This is a genomic window from Streptomyces sp. NPDC042201 (assembly GCF_055582185.1).
This window is the reverse complement of record NZ_JBVJDS010000004.1, coordinates 302,716-317,850: the sequence shown is the minus strand read 5'-3', so window position 1 is coordinate 317,850 and position 15,135 is coordinate 302,716. Positions and strand designations below refer to the sequence as shown.

General features: G+C 71.0%; 10 protein-coding genes. 6 read left to right on the top strand and 4 right to left on the bottom strand.

What is annotated here, in order from left to right; all coding sequences use genetic code 11:
- Nucleotides 1-99: 99 nt before the first annotated feature.
- The gene (locus ACZ6MZ_RS11825; protein ID WP_469351780.1) at nt 100-432 is read left to right on the top strand and encodes a transposase family protein; all 333 of its coding nucleotides are present in this window, start codon (nt 100-102) and stop codon (nt 430-432) included.
- Nucleotides 433-572: 140 nt separating this feature from the next.
- Here the strand turns inward: ACZ6MZ_RS11825 and ACZ6MZ_RS11820 are convergent, their stop codons facing one another.
- A complete protein-coding gene (locus ACZ6MZ_RS11820) occupies nt 573-1,502 on the bottom strand; it encodes an NADP-dependent oxidoreductase (protein ID WP_389790834.1) in 930 nt (309 codons plus the stop codon).
- 75 nt (nt 1,503-1,577) lie between these two features.
- Here ACZ6MZ_RS11820 and ACZ6MZ_RS11815 point away from each other — a divergent pair, with 75 nt between their 5' ends.
- Complete coding sequence (locus ACZ6MZ_RS11815) at nt 1,578-1,970, top strand: winged helix-turn-helix transcriptional regulator (RefSeq protein WP_389790835.1); 393 nt, start codon at nt 1,578-1,580, stop codon at nt 1,968-1,970.
- 326 nt (nt 1,971-2,296) lie between these two features.
- On the opposite strand, the gene ACZ6MZ_RS11810 is transcribed toward ACZ6MZ_RS11815, so the two are convergent.
- Nucleotides 2,297-5,338 (bottom strand): Tn3 family transposase, encoded by a 3,042-nt coding sequence (locus ACZ6MZ_RS11810; RefSeq protein ID WP_469351352.1) that lies wholly within the window; start codon nt 5,336-5,338, stop codon nt 2,297-2,299.
- Nucleotides 5,339-5,633: 295 nt separating this feature from the next.
- On the opposite strand from ACZ6MZ_RS11810, the gene ACZ6MZ_RS11805 reads away from it, so the two are divergent.
- Both ACZ6MZ_RS11805 and ACZ6MZ_RS11800 read left to right on the top strand, forming a co-directional pair.
- A complete protein-coding gene (locus ACZ6MZ_RS11805) occupies nt 5,634-7,898 on the top strand; it encodes a serine/threonine-protein kinase (RefSeq protein ID WP_469351350.1) in 2,265 nt (754 codons plus the stop codon).
- 103 nt (nt 7,899-8,001) lie between these two features.
- Nucleotides 8,002-9,570 carry a phytoene desaturase family protein gene (locus ACZ6MZ_RS11800; RefSeq protein ID WP_469351347.1) on the top strand — a complete coding sequence of 523 codons (1,569 nt, stop codon included), beginning with the start codon at nt 8,002-8,004 and terminating at the stop codon, nt 9,568-9,570.
- 147 nt (nt 9,571-9,717) lie between these two features.
- Here the strand turns inward: ACZ6MZ_RS11800 and ACZ6MZ_RS11795 are convergent, their stop codons facing one another.
- Nucleotides 9,718-11,469: a serine hydrolase domain-containing protein gene (locus tag ACZ6MZ_RS11795; protein ID WP_469351345.1), complete on the bottom strand. Its 1,752-nt coding sequence runs from the start codon at nt 11,467-11,469 to the stop codon at nt 9,718-9,720.
- A gap of 179 nt (nt 11,470-11,648) precedes the next feature.
- On the opposite strand from ACZ6MZ_RS11795, the gene ACZ6MZ_RS11790 reads away from it, so the two are divergent.
- On the top strand, nt 11,649-12,755 hold the full coding sequence (locus tag ACZ6MZ_RS11790; RefSeq protein ID WP_384190350.1) for a calcium:cation antiporter: 1,107 nt from the start codon (nt 11,649-11,651) through the stop codon (nt 12,753-12,755).
- A gap of 148 nt (nt 12,756-12,903) precedes the next feature.
- Complete coding sequence (locus tag ACZ6MZ_RS11785; protein ID WP_389790860.1) at nt 12,904-14,403, top strand: fatty acyl-CoA synthetase; 1,500 nt, start codon at nt 12,904-12,906, stop codon at nt 14,401-14,403.
- 67 nt (nt 14,404-14,470) lie between these two features.
- Here the strand turns inward: ACZ6MZ_RS11785 and ACZ6MZ_RS11780 are convergent, their stop codons facing one another.
- Nucleotides 14,471-14,944 (bottom strand): NUDIX hydrolase, encoded by a 474-nt coding sequence (locus ACZ6MZ_RS11780; protein ID WP_469351343.1) that lies wholly within the window; start codon nt 14,942-14,944, stop codon nt 14,471-14,473.
- Nucleotides 14,945-15,135: the final 191 nt, after the last annotated feature.

Below are 15,135 nucleotides of genomic sequence, written 5' to 3'. Positions count from 1 at the left end.
GCAAACACAAATGCCATGGCCTGCTCGTGATCGCGCTCACCGACGACCGCGGCCGACTGGTATGGATCTCCGCGGTGCGGCCCCGGACGCACATCCGAGATCACCGCCTGCCGACACGACAAGCTCACCGCCCACCTGCGGGCCGCCGGGCTCGGCGCCATCGCCGACCTGGGGTTCATCGGCCTCGACGACGGTCCTCCGGACGCCGACCCGGCAGTGATCTGCGGCTACAAGGCGGCCCGGAACCGGCCCCTGACCCGCGGCCAGAAGCTGTCCAACAAGGCGCTGGCCGCGGTGCGGGCCCTGGTCGAGCACGGCTTCGCCCATCTGAAGAACTGGAGAGTTCTCGGCAAGGTCCGCACGGATCCGAGGTGGGCGACCGCGCTGGTGCGGGCCCTGCTGGTGCTGACGAACCGGGAAGTGGCCCGCTGACGAATGATCTTGTCGATGGACCACCGCTCCGGACCTGCCCGAGCTTCCTGATGCCTACGCGCACCAGGCCGTCTGACGTGCAGTTTTCATTACGCGCGGGTCTCATTGGGGCCTCGCTCACGCGAGGCCCCACGACGGGATCAGACGGTGAGGACGAGCTTGCCCTGGAGGTGACCGTCGTCGAGCAGCCGGTGCGCGTCCGCGACGCGCTCGAACGGGAACGTCTCCTGCACGTGGACCCGGAGCTTGCCCTGTTCGACGAGTTCGACGAGACCTCGCAGGGCGACCGGATCGGGGTCGACCGCGATGCCGCTGAAGCGCATGCCGGCCGCCTCGTACTTGGCGATGAGCTCTGACTCCTCCTCGGCGACCGCCGTCACCAGGTGACCGCCTGGGCGGAGCACTTCGAGCGACCGCTCGACGGTGTCGCCGCCGATCGTGTCGAGCACGACATCGATGTCGCGGACCGCCTCGGTGAAGTCGATCGCCGTGTAGTCGATCACCTCGTCGGCGCCGAACCCCTCGACGAACTTCCGCTTGCTCCCGCTGGCGGTCGCGATCACGTGCGCGCCGAGCGCTTTCGCGATCTGGATCGCGACGTGGCCGACCCCGCCACCACCGCCGTGGACCAGGACGCGGTCGCCCTCGGTCACGCCGCCGAGGTCGACGAGGCCCTGCCACGCCGTCAGCCCGACGACCGGCAGCGCCGCCGCCTCGACGTGCGAGAGCGATGCCGGCTTGCGTGCCAGGTGCAACGCCGGCGCCGACACGACCTCGGCGTACGCGCTCGCCGCCCGCGGGAACATCGGCATCCCGAACACCTCGTCGCCGGGCCTGAACCGCCATGTCGACGCCTCCTCGACCACGCCGCTGATGTCCCAGCCGAGGACGAACGGCGGTCGGCCGAGCAGCGGGGGGAACTCGCCGGCGCGCAGAAGTGCTTCGATCGGGTTCAGCCCGATCGCCTTGACGCGGACGAGAACCTCGGTCGGGAGGGGCCGGGGCTCGGGCGCGTCCACGATGGTGAGCACCTCGGGACCGCCGAGCGACTGCTGGGTGATGACGCGCATGACTCTCCTGGCTCTGGAAGGGGGAGAGAACCCAGGCTATGCATCCGATAGGAACTAGCAGGTACCTTAGGCGCCATGAGCGGTTTCGGTCCCGGTGATCCCTTTCTCGCCGACTGTCCGGCGCGTCTGGCGGTCGAACTCATCGCCGACAAGTGGACGGCGGTCGTGCTCTACGGCCTCAGCGAGGGCCCGGTGCGCCATGGCGAGCTGATCGAGCTGATCGGGGGCATCTCCCGCAAGATGCTCACCCAGACGCTCCGACGGCTCCAGGCGCACGGACTCATCCGCCGCCACGCCTACGCCGAGGTGCCGCCCCGCGTCGAGTACGAGCTCACCCCGCTCGGGGCGACGCTGATCGATCCGATCCGCATGCTGACCGAGTGGGCGAGGGCGAACGGCGACGCAGTGCTCGATGCGCTCGACGCCGATCCCGAGCCGGTCGCCCATAGCGACCGAGGCCCCAGCTAGGGCACTGAGTGTCCTCTCGGTCGCTACTCGGTATCGGCCCGGCCATGCTCGGTCTGCAGGCTCTCGATGCGTTGGACGATCTGCCACATCGGGGTGGTGGTCCTGGCGCGCCCTCCCGCGTTCTCACGGCGTGCCGACCTGCTGACGGATCGTAGTCGGGGGCCGGTCGCGGGCGCAGCCGAACCCGGCATCCCGCCGGAGCCGGACCTGCCCGATGATCTACGCCATGGTCATCGGCCGCCGACCGGCACGAGTACCCAACTCGCCATCCACACCAGACCCGTGACCTGCGACTTCACGATGCACACCGCTCAATGGTCCGGGTGTCACGCCGGGGTCGCGGCTGCCTCATCGTGCAGGGTGCGTGGGCCGGGCATTGTCGCCCGGATGGGCAGGTCCAGGTCGAGGCGGCTGTTCATGTCCAGCTCGAACCGGCCGTAAGGGTTCACGTGCGTCCAGAACAGCGGCGACAGGGCCCGGCGATCCGCGTCGGTGAGCCTGTCCACCCACTCCTCATCGGCGAGGACCTGCTGCATCAGCAGTGTGTTGACGTGCACGAGCGCGGACTGGAGCAGGTGCAGCGCGAGCATGCTGACCTCCTGGGACTCCTTGTCCGAACCGGCCAGGTCGCCGTCCTTGCCGTAGAAGAGGTCCTTGTTCGCGGAGTTCCAGTTCTCCACGACCTGCAGTCCTTCGTGGATCTCCTGCCGCATTTCGACATCGGCGAGGTAGTCGCAGACGAACGCGGTCCGCACCGCCCGCCCGAGTTCTTCGATCGCCTGATAGGTGGGGTGCTTGGGCCCTCCGCGGGTGAAGCGTCGCAAGACCTGCTCGGCCTCGGCGGTGCCCAGACGCAGGGCGGTGGTGTACTTCACGATCTGGTCGTACTGCTGGGCGATCAGGTCCCAGTTGATCGTCTTGGTGGAGAGCACCGGCCCCAGATTCGGCCACTTCTCGTCTTCCCCGGCCGCCGGCCGGTACAGCTTCGCGGAGCCGATGTTCTTCAGCCTCGGCATGAGCTTGAAGTCGAGCATGTGGGCGAAGGCGAACCCGAGGATGGACGCGCCGTGGGTGTCGGTGTACTGCCGATCCACTTCCATGTCGGTGCAGTGCCGCAGCACGCCCTCGATCATCGAGGCGACCTCGGAGGCCGAACAGGACTTGAGCTGGGAGTAGATACACACCGACTTCCGCTCGACGTGCCAGTAGATCATCACCCCGGGGCCGCGGTAGCGCTGGTGCCACTCGGTCATCAGGTTGGAGGACCAGGCGCCGAACTTGCGGCTGTCGGAGGCGCACGCCGTGCCTGTGCCCCACCACATCTCATCTCGGACGGCGAAGGTGGCGTTCACGAGCTTCCGCAGGGCCGCGCGCATGTTGGTCCGGTTGACGAACAGGTGCCGCACCCGGCGCAGCGTCGCTTCCGACTCGCCGTGCTTGCCGGTCACCGCGACCCGCTTGATACCCATGTTCGTGCCCAGGCCGAACAGGACCAGGAGCAGCCGACGCCGCAGCACGTCCTTCGACAGCATCTCGCGGGTCGCCACCGAGGTGAACTCCTCAGTGAAGCCGGTGTCGAACTCGGCGTACTTCAGGATGTCCAGCAGGTCGATGGTGCCCCAGCGCCGCTCGATCTCCCCCTTGATCGCCACCAGGGACTCCGGCTCTTCCTGCTTGCCGCGCGGGGAGACCTTGATCCAAGGCTCGCCGTGCTTTTTGACGATCGCCACCCCGCCCGTCGTCCCCTCCGCCAGCGCACCCTCGAAGCGGTCCAGCGAGATGCGGAGCCTGTCTTGAAGGGCGGCGATGAACTCGCCGGAGTCCTGCGGCTGGCCCAGCGCGGCGTAGTGCACGTCCCGGTTGTCCTCGAAGTCCGCGGGCAAGTCGTCCTCCGGGTTGCGCCACCGGTTCGCCCCCACCACCCAGATCTCCCGCCGGCGCACCGCGTCCCGCAGCGCGACCAGCACGCACAGCTCGTACGGGATGCGCTCGACACGGCCCTTGTCATCCACCACCGCCGCCCGCCACTGCTCGGGCACCACCCCCGCCAGCGGGACACTCTCCGCCGGATCGAAGAACGCCCCCTCCTTCAGCGGCTGCTCCAAGTAGCGCTGAAGCAGCTCGATCGCGTCCATCACCGGCCGGTAGGAGGTGTTGTTGCACTTCAGCTCCAGCGCACCCAGCAATGGCGAGAGCATCCGCCGCCAGTGCGCCGAGTACGACGACCGCAACACCGTACGCACCCGGGCCTTGTAGCGGGCCTCGTTCGCCGCGGCCTCCGCGGCAAGGGCCTTGAGCGTCTTCTCCCCACCGACCACCGGGTAGATCACCCGCCGTACCGTGCCGGACGGCTCCGACAACGCCGCCTCCGCGACCCGCAGCAGCATCGCATCCTTGCCCCGAATCCTCTTCAGCTCGGCGTGGAGCTCCTTGTCGACCTTCCGCTCGGCCCGAGTGTTGATCTTCAGTACGAGCTGGATGAACAGGTCCACCAGCGAGTCGGTGATCTCCGTCTGCCGTACGTGGCACAGCGCGGCCAGCAGCGTCAGGCGCCTTGGAGGCTTCATCCGCTCCAGGTTCGCCGGGTACTCCTTCGACGCCCGTGCCCGCCACGCGTCGACCAGCTTCTCGGACACGTCGGCGAACAGGTCGGCGGGCAGCTCCAGCCGCCGGACTCGTTGGAGCTTGTTCACCTCCGCCAGGAGGCTCTCCAGCCCCGGCGCCCCCGGATCGGCTTTCAACTCGGCGAAGTGCGAGCGCCCGCCGCCCGACACCGCGCCCTCACCATCCCCTTCACCGGCCGTCTCGTCCTCGCTACCGGCGACCAGGTCCTCCAGGCGCGAGCGCGTCGCGTGCGAGATCCGCTCCACCCTGCTGCGGCAGAACCGGGCCTCGAAGTCCGTGACCGCCCGACCCACCAGCCGCTGTACTTTCGCCGGGGCCGGCGGCTCGACGTGGTCGTTGCGGCACCGGGCCACCACGGCCGCCATCAGACGCTCCCGAGAGAGCTCCACCGGGCACAGCTCTGCGGCCAGCCACTCCGCCAGCCGCTCCTGGTCCTCCTTGGTACCTGCCCGGAATCCGAAAACCGTACGGATCTCCGTGCGATGCCGGGTGATCGCCCGGCCCTGCCAGTCGTACGAGGCCCACTGCTCGGCCGGGACCTTCACCTGCTGGGCCACGTACGCCACCGCAGGCGCCGGTACTTCTCCCACGCTCTCAGGGAAACACGCCTCGACCTCGAAGAACTTCAGCAACAGAGCGAAGCCCAGCCGGTTCGCCCCGGTCTTGTTCCGGAGCCGCACAACCTCGTCCTCAAGAAGCGTCCAGACCTCGATCAGGTCCTCCGGCTCCCACTCCTGCCGCACCGGTTCCTCCGCGCCTCAAACAACTGGATCTCCACATCTGGCGACCACTCGCCCCACCTGGACGGAAAGCGCAGAACCCCACCACAACCCCATCACGTTCTGCTATATGACGGGTGGCGGAAGCTATACGAGAACACGGCCTGTGAGGAGAGCGACCGGCCCCGCCCGGCCAGGGCGGACCTCCGAGAGGGACAGGCCCCGGCACCCGTCCCGCCCCGTGCACTGCGCACCGCCGGGCGGCCATACTGGACGGGCCGGGGAGGGCGTAGCGAGGCGACGGGGGCGACAGCACGCGATGGCGGAGACCAGGCTGATCCAGGGCCGCTACCGGCTGCTCGATCTGATCGGGCGCGGGGGGATGGGAGAGGTGTGGCAGGCGCGCGACGAATCGCTCGGCCGGCGCGTCGCGGTCAAGTGCCTCAAGCCGCTGGGACCTCAGCAGGACCACTCCTTCACCCGGATCATGCGCGAGCGGTTCCGCCGTGAGGCGCGGGTCGCGGCGGCTCTCCAGCACCGGGGTGTCACCGTCGTCCATGACTTCGGCGAGGACGAGGGTGTCCTCTATCTCGTGATGGAGCTGCTGGAGGGACGCAACCTCAGCCAGCTGCTGGAGGACAACAAACAGCTGCCCCTGCCCGTGCCCGATGTGGTCGACATCGCCGAGCAGGTCGCCGACGCCCTCGCGTACACGCATGAACAGGGCATCATCCACCGCGACTTGAAGCCCGCCAACATCATGCGGCTCACCGACGGCACGGTGAAGATCTGCGACTTCGGCATCGCCCGCCTCGGCCACGACATCGGCTTCACTTCGCGGCTCACCGGCACGGGCATCGCCATGGGCACCCCGCACTACATGTCGCCCGAGCAGATCGGCGGCGGCCATGTCGACCACCGCAGTGATCTGTACTCGCTGGGGTGTGTGCTGTACGAGATCGCCACCGGCGCACCGCCGTTCGACCTGGACGACGCCTGGGCGGTGCTGGTCGGCCACCGCGACACCGTGCCGGAGCCGCCCCGTACACACCGCTCCGACCTCCCCGTCTTCTTCGACCGGATCGTCCTCGATCTGCTGGGGAAGACGCCCGAGGAGCGGCCCGCCGACGCGGGGGACCTCCGGCGCAGGTTCGGCGCCGCGCGCCCGGCCATGAGCCGTCACCACTTCGTGGCCGTACCCGCTCCGGACGAGGGCCGGGCGCAATCCCTCTCCGGGGTGCCCGGGCCGTCGGCGAGCGAGTCCCGGCTGCCGTCCTGGACCTGGGGCATGACCACAGGACACAAGGCGACCGGCATCTCCGTCCCGCGGCCCACCCCGCCCGACCACACCGCCGGCCTGACCGGCGAGTGGACCAGCCCGGCGGACCCGCGCGCCGCCGCCCGTACCTCCGCCGGCTCCGCGCGGCCCACCCCGCCGCCCGAGCATCTCGCCGTCCTCACCAGCAGACACAACGCCGGTCTGAGCCTCGGCCGGCTGGGCCGCTGGGAGGAGGCGGGCGAGGTGCACCGGGCGGTCGCCGCAGAGCGCGAACACACCCTCGGCCCCGACCACCCGGACACCCTCGGCAGCCGGTACGAGGTCGGGTTCACCCTCAGCAGGACCGGGCGGACGGCGGACGCGCTGCGTGAGTTCACCCGCGTCGCCGAGGGACGCGAGCGGACCCTCGGCCCCGACCACCCGGAGACGCTCGCCGCCCGCCAGGAGATGGCGTACGTCCTGGGACAGCTCGGCCGCCACTTCGAGGCCCACCAGGCGTTCGCGGCGGTGCTCGCCTCCCGCGAGCGCACGATGGGGCCCGACCATCCGGACACCCTGCGCTGCCGTCACAACCTGGCGTACAACCTCGGCAGGCTGGGACGGCTGGACGACGCGTACCGGCTCGCGCACGAGGTCGCCGCGAGCCGCTCCCGGGTGCTCGGCGCCGGCCATCCCGACACCCTGGTCTCCCAGTACGAAGTGGCCTACGCGCTCGGCCGGCTGGGCCGCTGGTCCGAAGCGCTGGCGGGCTACCGGGAGGTGGCCGCGGCCCGCGCTCAGGCGCTCGGCCCGGACCACCCCGACACGCTCGCCGCCCGCTACGAGACCGGTATCAGCCTGGGCAGCCTCGGCCGCAGCGCGGAAGCCCTGGAGCTGTACCGCGCGCTGGCCGACGACCGAACCCGTGTCCACGGACCGCTGCATCCCGAGACCCTGCGGGCCCGGCACGGCCTCGGCGTCAACCTCGGCCGGCTCGCCCGCTGGGTGGAGGCCCTCGCCGAGGCCCGCGCTGTCTGCGCGATCCGCGAACGGGTCCTGGGCCCCGACCACCCCGACACGCTCGTCAGCCGTCGGGAGATCGCCGTCGGCCTGGGCTGGCTGGGCCGCTGGCCCGAGGCCCTGTCCGTCTACCGCCAGGTCGCGGGAGCCCGTGACCGGATCCTGGGCCCCGCCCACCCGGACGCCCTGGCCGGCCGCAACGACGAGGCGCACTGCCTGGAACGGCTGGGCAGGGGAGCGGAAGCGGCGGAGCTGTACCGCCAGGTGGCGGCGCTCCGGCAGCAACCCGGCGCGCGGGGCGGCTGACGGCAGGGCGGCGACTCGGACGGCAGGGGGGCGACCCGTCGGCCTCCGGCCACGGCAGCCGCGCACCCTTGGCTTCGCGATCATCCTCGTGTTACCAAGGGCCATGCCCGCACATGTCTCGTACGACGTCGTCATCGTGGGCGGCGGCCACAACGGTCTGGTCGCCGCCGCTTATCTCGCCCGCGCCGGGCGCTCCGTTCTCGTACTGGAGCGCCTGGGAAACACCGGAGGCGCGGCGGTGTCCAGCCGGCCCTTCGCGGGGGTGGACGCACGGCTCTCCCGCTACTCCTATCTGGTCTCCCTGCTGCCGGAGAAGATCGTGCGGGAGCTGGGGCTGCGCTTCGCCGTGCGCAAGCGCACCGTGTCCTCGTACACCCCGCAGGGCGGCGGCGGACTGCTGGTGGGCGAGGGGCGTACCCGCGCTTCCTTCGCCGCTCTGACCGGCGGCGAGGCGGAGTACGCGGCCTGGCAGGACTTCTACGCGATGACGGGGCGGGTCGCCGAGCGGGTCTTCCCCACGCTCACGGAGCCGCTGCCCACCCGCGAGGCCCTGCGTGAGCGGATCGGCGACGAAACCGCCTGGCGGACGCTGTTCGAGGAGCCCATCGGGGTCGCGATCGAGGAGCGGTTCAGCGATGACCTCGTACGGGGAGTGGTGCTGACCGACGCCCTGATCGGCACCTTCGCCGACGCCCACGACCCGTCGCTCGTGCAGAACCGCTGCTTCCTCTACCACGTGATCGGCGGCGGCACCGGCGACTGGGACGTGCCCGTCGGCGGGATGGGCGCCCTCACCGACGCGCTGGCCGCCGCCGCCAGGTCCGCGGGCGCGGAGATCGTCACCGGGCACGAGGCGACCCGGATCGACACCGACGGACAGCGCGCCGAGATCTCGTTCCGTACGGACGACGGAGGCGGGGACACCGGCGCCGGGGACAACGGCGGCGCGGGCGGTACGGTGACGGCCCGCCAGGTCCTGGTGAACGCGTCGCCCCAGGCCCTCGCCGCACTCCTCGGTGAGGAGCCCCCCGCCGCCGCCGAGGGCGCCCAGCTCAAGATCAATATGCTGCTGAGCCGGCTGCCGCGGCTGCGTGACCGGTCCGTCGATCCCCGCGAGGCCTTCGCGGGAACCTTCCATATCGCCGAGGGCTACGGGCAGTTGGCCACCGCCTACCAGGAGGCGGCCGCGGGCCGGCTGCCGAGCGCCCCGCCGTCCGAGATCTACTGCCACTCGCTTACGGACCCGTCGATCCTCGGCCCCGAACTCGCCGCCCAGGGCTACCAGACGCTGACCCTGTTCGGACTGCACACCCCCGCGCGGCTGTTCGCCCAAGACAACGACGCCGTACGCGCGCAGCTGCTCGCCGCCACCCTCGCCCAACTGGACGACTGCCTCGCGGAACCGATCGCCGACTGTCTCGCGGTGGACGAGGACGGCCGCCCCTGCATCGAGGCGAAGACCCCGCTCGACCTCGAACGTGAACTGCGGCTGCCCGGCGGCCATATCTTCCACCGCGACCTCTCCTTTCCCTACGCCGCCGAGGGGACAGGACGCTGGGGCGTGGAGACGGCGCACGCGAACGTGCTGCTGTGCGGCGCGGGCGCGGTGCGCGGCGGCGGGGTCAGCGGAGTGCCCGGCCACAACGCCGCGATGGCGGCGCTGGGGCGGTGAGCACGGCCGCCGCGCGGGGCGGCGTCGGTCCGGCCGGCGTCACCGGCCGGACCGATGGTGGCGTGAGGCGGGCCGGCGGTGGCGTCAGCCGGTCAGGCGGTGGCGTCGAACGGACCGGCGGTGGCCTCAGCCGGTCCGGCGGTGGCGTCAGTCCGCGGACGTCACCCAGCCGGACGCCTCGATACGGTCCGCGTCCCCCTGCCGCGCCTCGTCGAAGACGGTACGGCTGCCGTCCTCGACCCGCAGCCCCTCCACGTACGCGCCCCGCCCCACATACCGCCGGTCCGTCGTGTACCGCCAGCGCAGCCGTACCTCCGCGCCGCGCCAGGCGGCGAGGTCCGCGGACAGCCGGTGCCAGACCCGGCCCGACCAGCCGGTGGCCGTGCCCGCCGGATGGGTCCGCTGCTCCTGCCCCGTACGTACGGTCGTGAAGGGCACCGGCCGCCAGCTCGCCCCCGCGTCGGCCGAAGCCTCCAGGAACAGCGCGTCGCTCCCGGGCTCGGTGTCCCACCACAGGGAACAGCGCAGCCGCCCGTGCTCCGAGGCCGGCGCGACCGGGGGCAGCGTGAGCGTGGCCGTCGTGCCGCTCGCCATGCCGGAGAACCAGGCGGTACGCCCCCGCTGGGGCCGGACCGCGACCGCGCGCGCCAGCCGGTCGGCGGCCGCCACCCGCGGCCCACTGCCGGAGCGCCAGCCACGTACGGGATGAACGGAGTTGCCGAGCACGATCAGGAAGGAGTCGGTCGTCGGGTCGAGGACGAGACTGGTGCCGGTGAATCCGGTGTGGCCCGCCGTGCGCGGAGTGGCCATCGCGCCCATGTACCAGTGCTGGTAGAGCTCGAAGCCCAGACCGTGGGAGTCACCGGGGAAGCCGGTGTTGAAGTCGGTGAACATCAGCTCCACGGACTCCGGGCGCAGGATCCTGGCCCCGCCGTACGCGCCGCCGTTCAGGAGCGTACGGGCGAGGATCGCGAGGTCCCAGGCACAGGCGAAGACCCCGGCGTGGCCCGCGACCCCGCCGAGGCTGTACGCGTTCTCGTCATGGACCTCGCCCCAGACCGGACCCCGGTCGAGACCGGACCACGGTGGCCGCGCGTCCTCGGTGGCGGCGATCTTCGGCTTCCAGGAGGCGGGCGGGTTGTAGCGGGTGCGGTGCATCCCGAGCGGAGCGGTGATCTCGGTTCGGAGCAGGGCGTCCAGCGGGTGCCCCGTGAGCTGCTCCAGGATGAGCTGAAGCGAGATCAGATTGAGGTCCGAGTACAGATAGGCCGTGCCGGGCGGATGCGCGGGCGCCTCGTTCCACAGGAGCTGGAGCTTGCCCTCGCGGGTCGGCGCCGCGTAGAGCGGAATCCAGGAGCGGAAGCCGGACGTATGGGTCAGCAGCTGGCGCACCGTGATGTCCTGCTTGCCGCCGCCCCCGAACTCCGGGAGGTACGTGGTGACTTGCGCCTCCAGCTCCAGCGCGCCGCGCTCGATCTGCTGGACGGCGAGGACCGAGGTGAACAGCTTGGAGACGGAGGCGAGATCGAAGACCGTGTCCTCGGCCATCGCGATCTGCCGGTCGGCCGGGAACTCCACTCCGGTGTCGGTCTTCTCGTCGTACGCCGCATAGCGCACGGCCGTGCCGATCGCCCGGTGCAGCGCCACCGTTCCACCCCGCCCGGCGAGCAGCACGGCCCCGGCGTACCAGGGGTGTGCGGGGGACGGGCCGAGGAAGGCCACCGCGTCGATGACCAGCCGCTCCAGCTGACCGGGGATCAGCCCCGCCCGCTCGGGGGTGCCGCGCCGCAGCGTCCGCCTTCCGGAACTGGGCCCCCGGCCCGAACGTGTCCCGGCCCCGCAACCCTGTCCGGCCGTCTCGGCACGGGGCGGGCCCGCGGCGAAGGGAATCGGTGCCACCAGGAAGCCTTCCCCTTGAAAGTATCTTTCGGGATCTAGATCAACGGCTGAAACTTTCTTGCGGGACGCGGGCGCTGTCAACCCCTTTACTACCTGCGGCCCGGCGGTCCCGGAGACGCGCGCGCCGTCTGGCGCAGCCCACCGCGCGTGCCTCCGCCGCCTCTGGCAGCGTGTGCCGCATGAGTGCGAGCACCGGCATCAGGTCGCTGACGTCCCAGTGGACCGTGGTGGTGCCACTGCTCGCGATCGTCGCCCTGGTGCTCAGCTGGGGGCGGCAGCTGCCCGGCTTCGCGGTCGGGCTGGTCGCCCTGTGTCTCGCCGGCGCGGTGCTCGCCGCCGTGCACCACGCCGAAGTCGTCGCCCACCGGGTGGGGGAGCCGTTCGGCTCGCTCGTCCTCGCCGTCGCGGTGACGGTCATCGAGGTGGCGCTGATCGTCACCCTGATGATCGACGGCGGTAGCAAGACCGCCTCGCTCGCGCGCGACACCGTCTTCGCCGCCGTCATGATCACGTGCAACGGCATCCTGGGCCTGTGCCTGCTGGTCGGGGCGGTCCGCAGCAGGGTCGCCGTGTTCAACGCCGAGGGCACGGGCGCCGCACTGGCCACCGTCGCGACGCTGGCCACCCTCACCCTCGTCCTGCCGACCTTCACCACCAGCAAGCCAGGACCGGAGTTCTCCCCGGCCCAGCTGGCCTTCGCCGCGGTCGCCTCGCTGGCGCTGTACGGGCTGTTCGTCGCCGTACAGACCGTGCGCCACCGCAACTACTTCCTGCCCGTCACCCAGGAGGGTGAGGTGCGGGAGGAGGACGCGCACGCACCGCTGCCCAGCCGGCGTGCGACGACCCTGAGCCTGGTGATGCTCCTCGTGGCGCTGGTCGCCGTCGTCGGGGACGCGAAGGCGGTGTCCCCCACGATCGAGTCGGGGGTGGAGTCGGCGGGGCTGCCGCAGGCCGTGGTCGGTGTCGTCATCGCCCTGCTGGTGCTGGCGCCCGAGACGCTCGCCGCCGTCCGCGCCGCCCGCCGCGAGCGGGTACAGACGAGCCTCAACCTGGCGCTCGGCTCCGCGATGGCCAGCATCGGGCTGACGATCCCGGCCATCGCGCTGGCCACCATCTGGCTGAACGGACCGCTGGTGCTGGGGCTGAGCGCGACCCATATGGTGATGCTCGCCCTCACCGTGGTGGTGGGCGCCCTGACCGTGGCCCCCGGCCGGGCCACGCTGTTGCAGGGCGGGGTCCATCTGGGGATCTTCGCCGCGTTCGTCTTCCTCGCCATCAGCCCGTGAATTCCGTCCGGTGTCCGCGCTCTTGACCCGCCGTACGGCTCCACGGAGGATCGCGCCCATGAACGCCGAGGACAGCGCAGAGGACAGCGCCGAGGACAGGGCCGAGGGCAGCATCGGGGAGACCGCAGCGAACCGCGCCCGGGACGACATGTTCCCGGACCTGCTCGACAGCACCGTCGACGGCGTCGTGCGCCGCAGCGCCGCACGGATCCCGGACCGCGTCGCCGTACGGTACGCGGACCGCGTCTGGACGTACGCCGAGCTGGACGCGGCCGTCTCCACCGCCGCCGCCCTGCTGAGGGCTCACGGGCTGGCCGACGGTGACCGGGTCGCGGCCTACGGACACAACTCGGACGTGTATCTGATCGCCTTCCTCGCCTGCGCGCGGGCCGGGCTCGTCCACGTACCGGTCAACCAGCACCTCACCGGCGACGATCTCGCGTACCTCGTCGCGCAGTCGGGCAGTGCCCTCGTACTCGCCGACCCCGCCCTCGCCGGACGGCTCCCCGCGGGCGTACCGGTCCGCGCCTTGCGGGACACCGACGACTCCCTGCTCACCGCGCTGGACACCCCGAAGCCGTACGAACGCGAGGGAGACCCGGGCGACCTGGTCCAGCTCCTCTACACCTCGGGCACCACCGCGCTGCCCAAGGGCGCGATGATGACGCACCGCGCCCTGGTCCATGAGTACGTCAGCGCCCTCACCGCCCTGGATCTGCGCGAGACCGACCGGCCCGTCCACTCGCTGCCGCTCTACCACTCCGCGCAGACGCATGTCTTTCTGCTGCCGTATCTCGCGGTCGGCGCGGAGAACACGATCCTGGACGCACCGGATCCGGTGACGATCTTCGACCTCGTGGGCGCGGGCCGTGCGGACAGCCTCTTCGCGCCGCCCACCGTATGGATCGCCCTGGCCGGCCATCCGGAATTCGCCGCACGCGATCTCAGCGGGCTGCGCAAGGCGTACTACGGCGCGTCGATCATGCCGGTGCCCGTACTGGAACGGCTGCGCGGCCGGCTGCCGTCGCTCGCCTTCTACAACTGCTTCGGGCAGAGCGAGATCGGTCCGCTCGCCACCGTCCTCGGCCCTGACGAGCACGAGGGCCGGATGGACTCCTGCGGCAGGCCCGTCCGGTTCGTGGAGGCCCGGGTCGTCGACGAGAACGGCAAGGAGGTCCCTGACGGCACGGCCGGCGAGGTCGTCTACCGGTCCCCGCAGCTCTGCGAGGGCTACTGGGCCAAGCCGGTGGAGACGGCGGAGGCCTTCCGCGACGGCTGGTTCCACTCCGGCGACCTCGCGGTGCGGGACGCCGAGGGCTTCTACACCGTGGTCGACCGGGTGAAGGACGTCATCAACTCCGGTGGTGTGCTGGTCGCTTCGCGGCAGGTCGAGGACGCCCTCTACACCCATCCGGCCGTCGCTGAGGCCGCCGTCATCGGACTGCCCGACGACCGCTGGATCGAGGCCGTCACCGCCGTCGTCGTCCCGCGCGGCGAGGTCACCGAGGCCGAACTCCTCACCCACGCACGCGAGAAGCTGTCCCACTTCAAGGCCCCGAAGCGGGTCCTGTTCGTGGCGTGGCTGCCGCGCAACGCCAGCGGGAAGATCCTCAAGCGTGAGCTGAGGGACCGCTTCAGCGCGTCCTGAGGTCCTCGCCCCGGCTTCCCGCCCCACGCCCCGTTCGCCGCGCCCTCTATGACTGTTGGCGGGGCCCTCAGTGCCGGATCAGGCCGCCGACCGGGACGGGAGCGACGTGGCCGGTTGCCGGAACGGTCTGCGCCAGGGCGAGGCCGATGTCAAGCAGCGAGGATCGGCCGAGGCGAGCGACGTCGGGGATCGGAGTCCAGACCGACTCGGCGGTTTCGCCGTTCGGCTCAGGCCGGAGTTCGCCGCCGGTGATGCGGACCTGGTAGAAGATGCCCACATTCTGGAGCTCGGGCCGATCGGGCAAGCGGCGCTCTGCCGCCGGGATCACCCGTGAGTCCACGCCCAGCAGGCGTTCCACCACAGCATCCAAACCGGTCTCCTCGGCGACCTCCCGGATCACCGCATCGAACGGATCTTCCGCGTGCTCGACCCTGCCGCCCGGAAGAGTCCACGTCTTCTCGCCGTCCGGCCGCACGGCATGAGCGAGCAGCACCCGCCCGTCCTCGATACACACGGCGTACGCCGCCAGTCGAAAATCCATCCCCGGAGGCTATCCAGGCATGGGCCGACCTGCCGCAGCGGCTGTGGCGGCTCACGCAGATGCTGCTCCGCTAAATTAGGGCTGAGATTGGACGACCTTCTTCCGCGTCCGCGAAGGTCTCCGGTGACGAGCAGCCCTGGCGTCCGCTGGTGGGTACGTACTTCAGTCGCGCGGCGCGGCCCAAACGTCTG

What these genes read in the sequence shown, in the direction of transcription:
- ACZ6MZ_RS11820 (WP_389790834.1), bottom strand. Translation starts at nt 1,502, where the DNA reads ATGCGCGTCATCACCCAGCAGTCGCTCGGCGGTCCCGAGGTGCTCACC.
- ACZ6MZ_RS11815 (WP_389790835.1), top strand. Translation starts at nt 1,578, where the DNA reads ATGAGCGGTTTCGGTCCCGGTGATCCCTTTCTCGCCGACTGTCCGGCG.
- ACZ6MZ_RS11805 (WP_469351350.1), top strand. Translation starts at nt 5,634, where the DNA reads ATGGCGGAGACCAGGCTGATCCAGGGCCGCTACCGGCTGCTCGATCTG.
- ACZ6MZ_RS11800 (WP_469351347.1), top strand. Translation starts at nt 8,002, where the DNA reads ATGCCCGCACATGTCTCGTACGACGTCGTCATCGTGGGCGGCGGCCAC.
- ACZ6MZ_RS11790 (WP_384190350.1), top strand. Translation starts at nt 11,649, where the DNA reads ATGAGTGCGAGCACCGGCATCAGGTCGCTGACGTCCCAGTGGACCGTG.
- ACZ6MZ_RS11785 (WP_389790860.1), top strand. Translation starts at nt 12,904, where the DNA reads ATGTTCCCGGACCTGCTCGACAGCACCGTCGACGGCGTCGTGCGCCGC.
- ACZ6MZ_RS11780 (WP_469351343.1), bottom strand. Translation starts at nt 14,944, where the DNA reads ATGGATTTTCGACTGGCGGCGTACGCCGTGTGTATCGAGGACGGGCGG.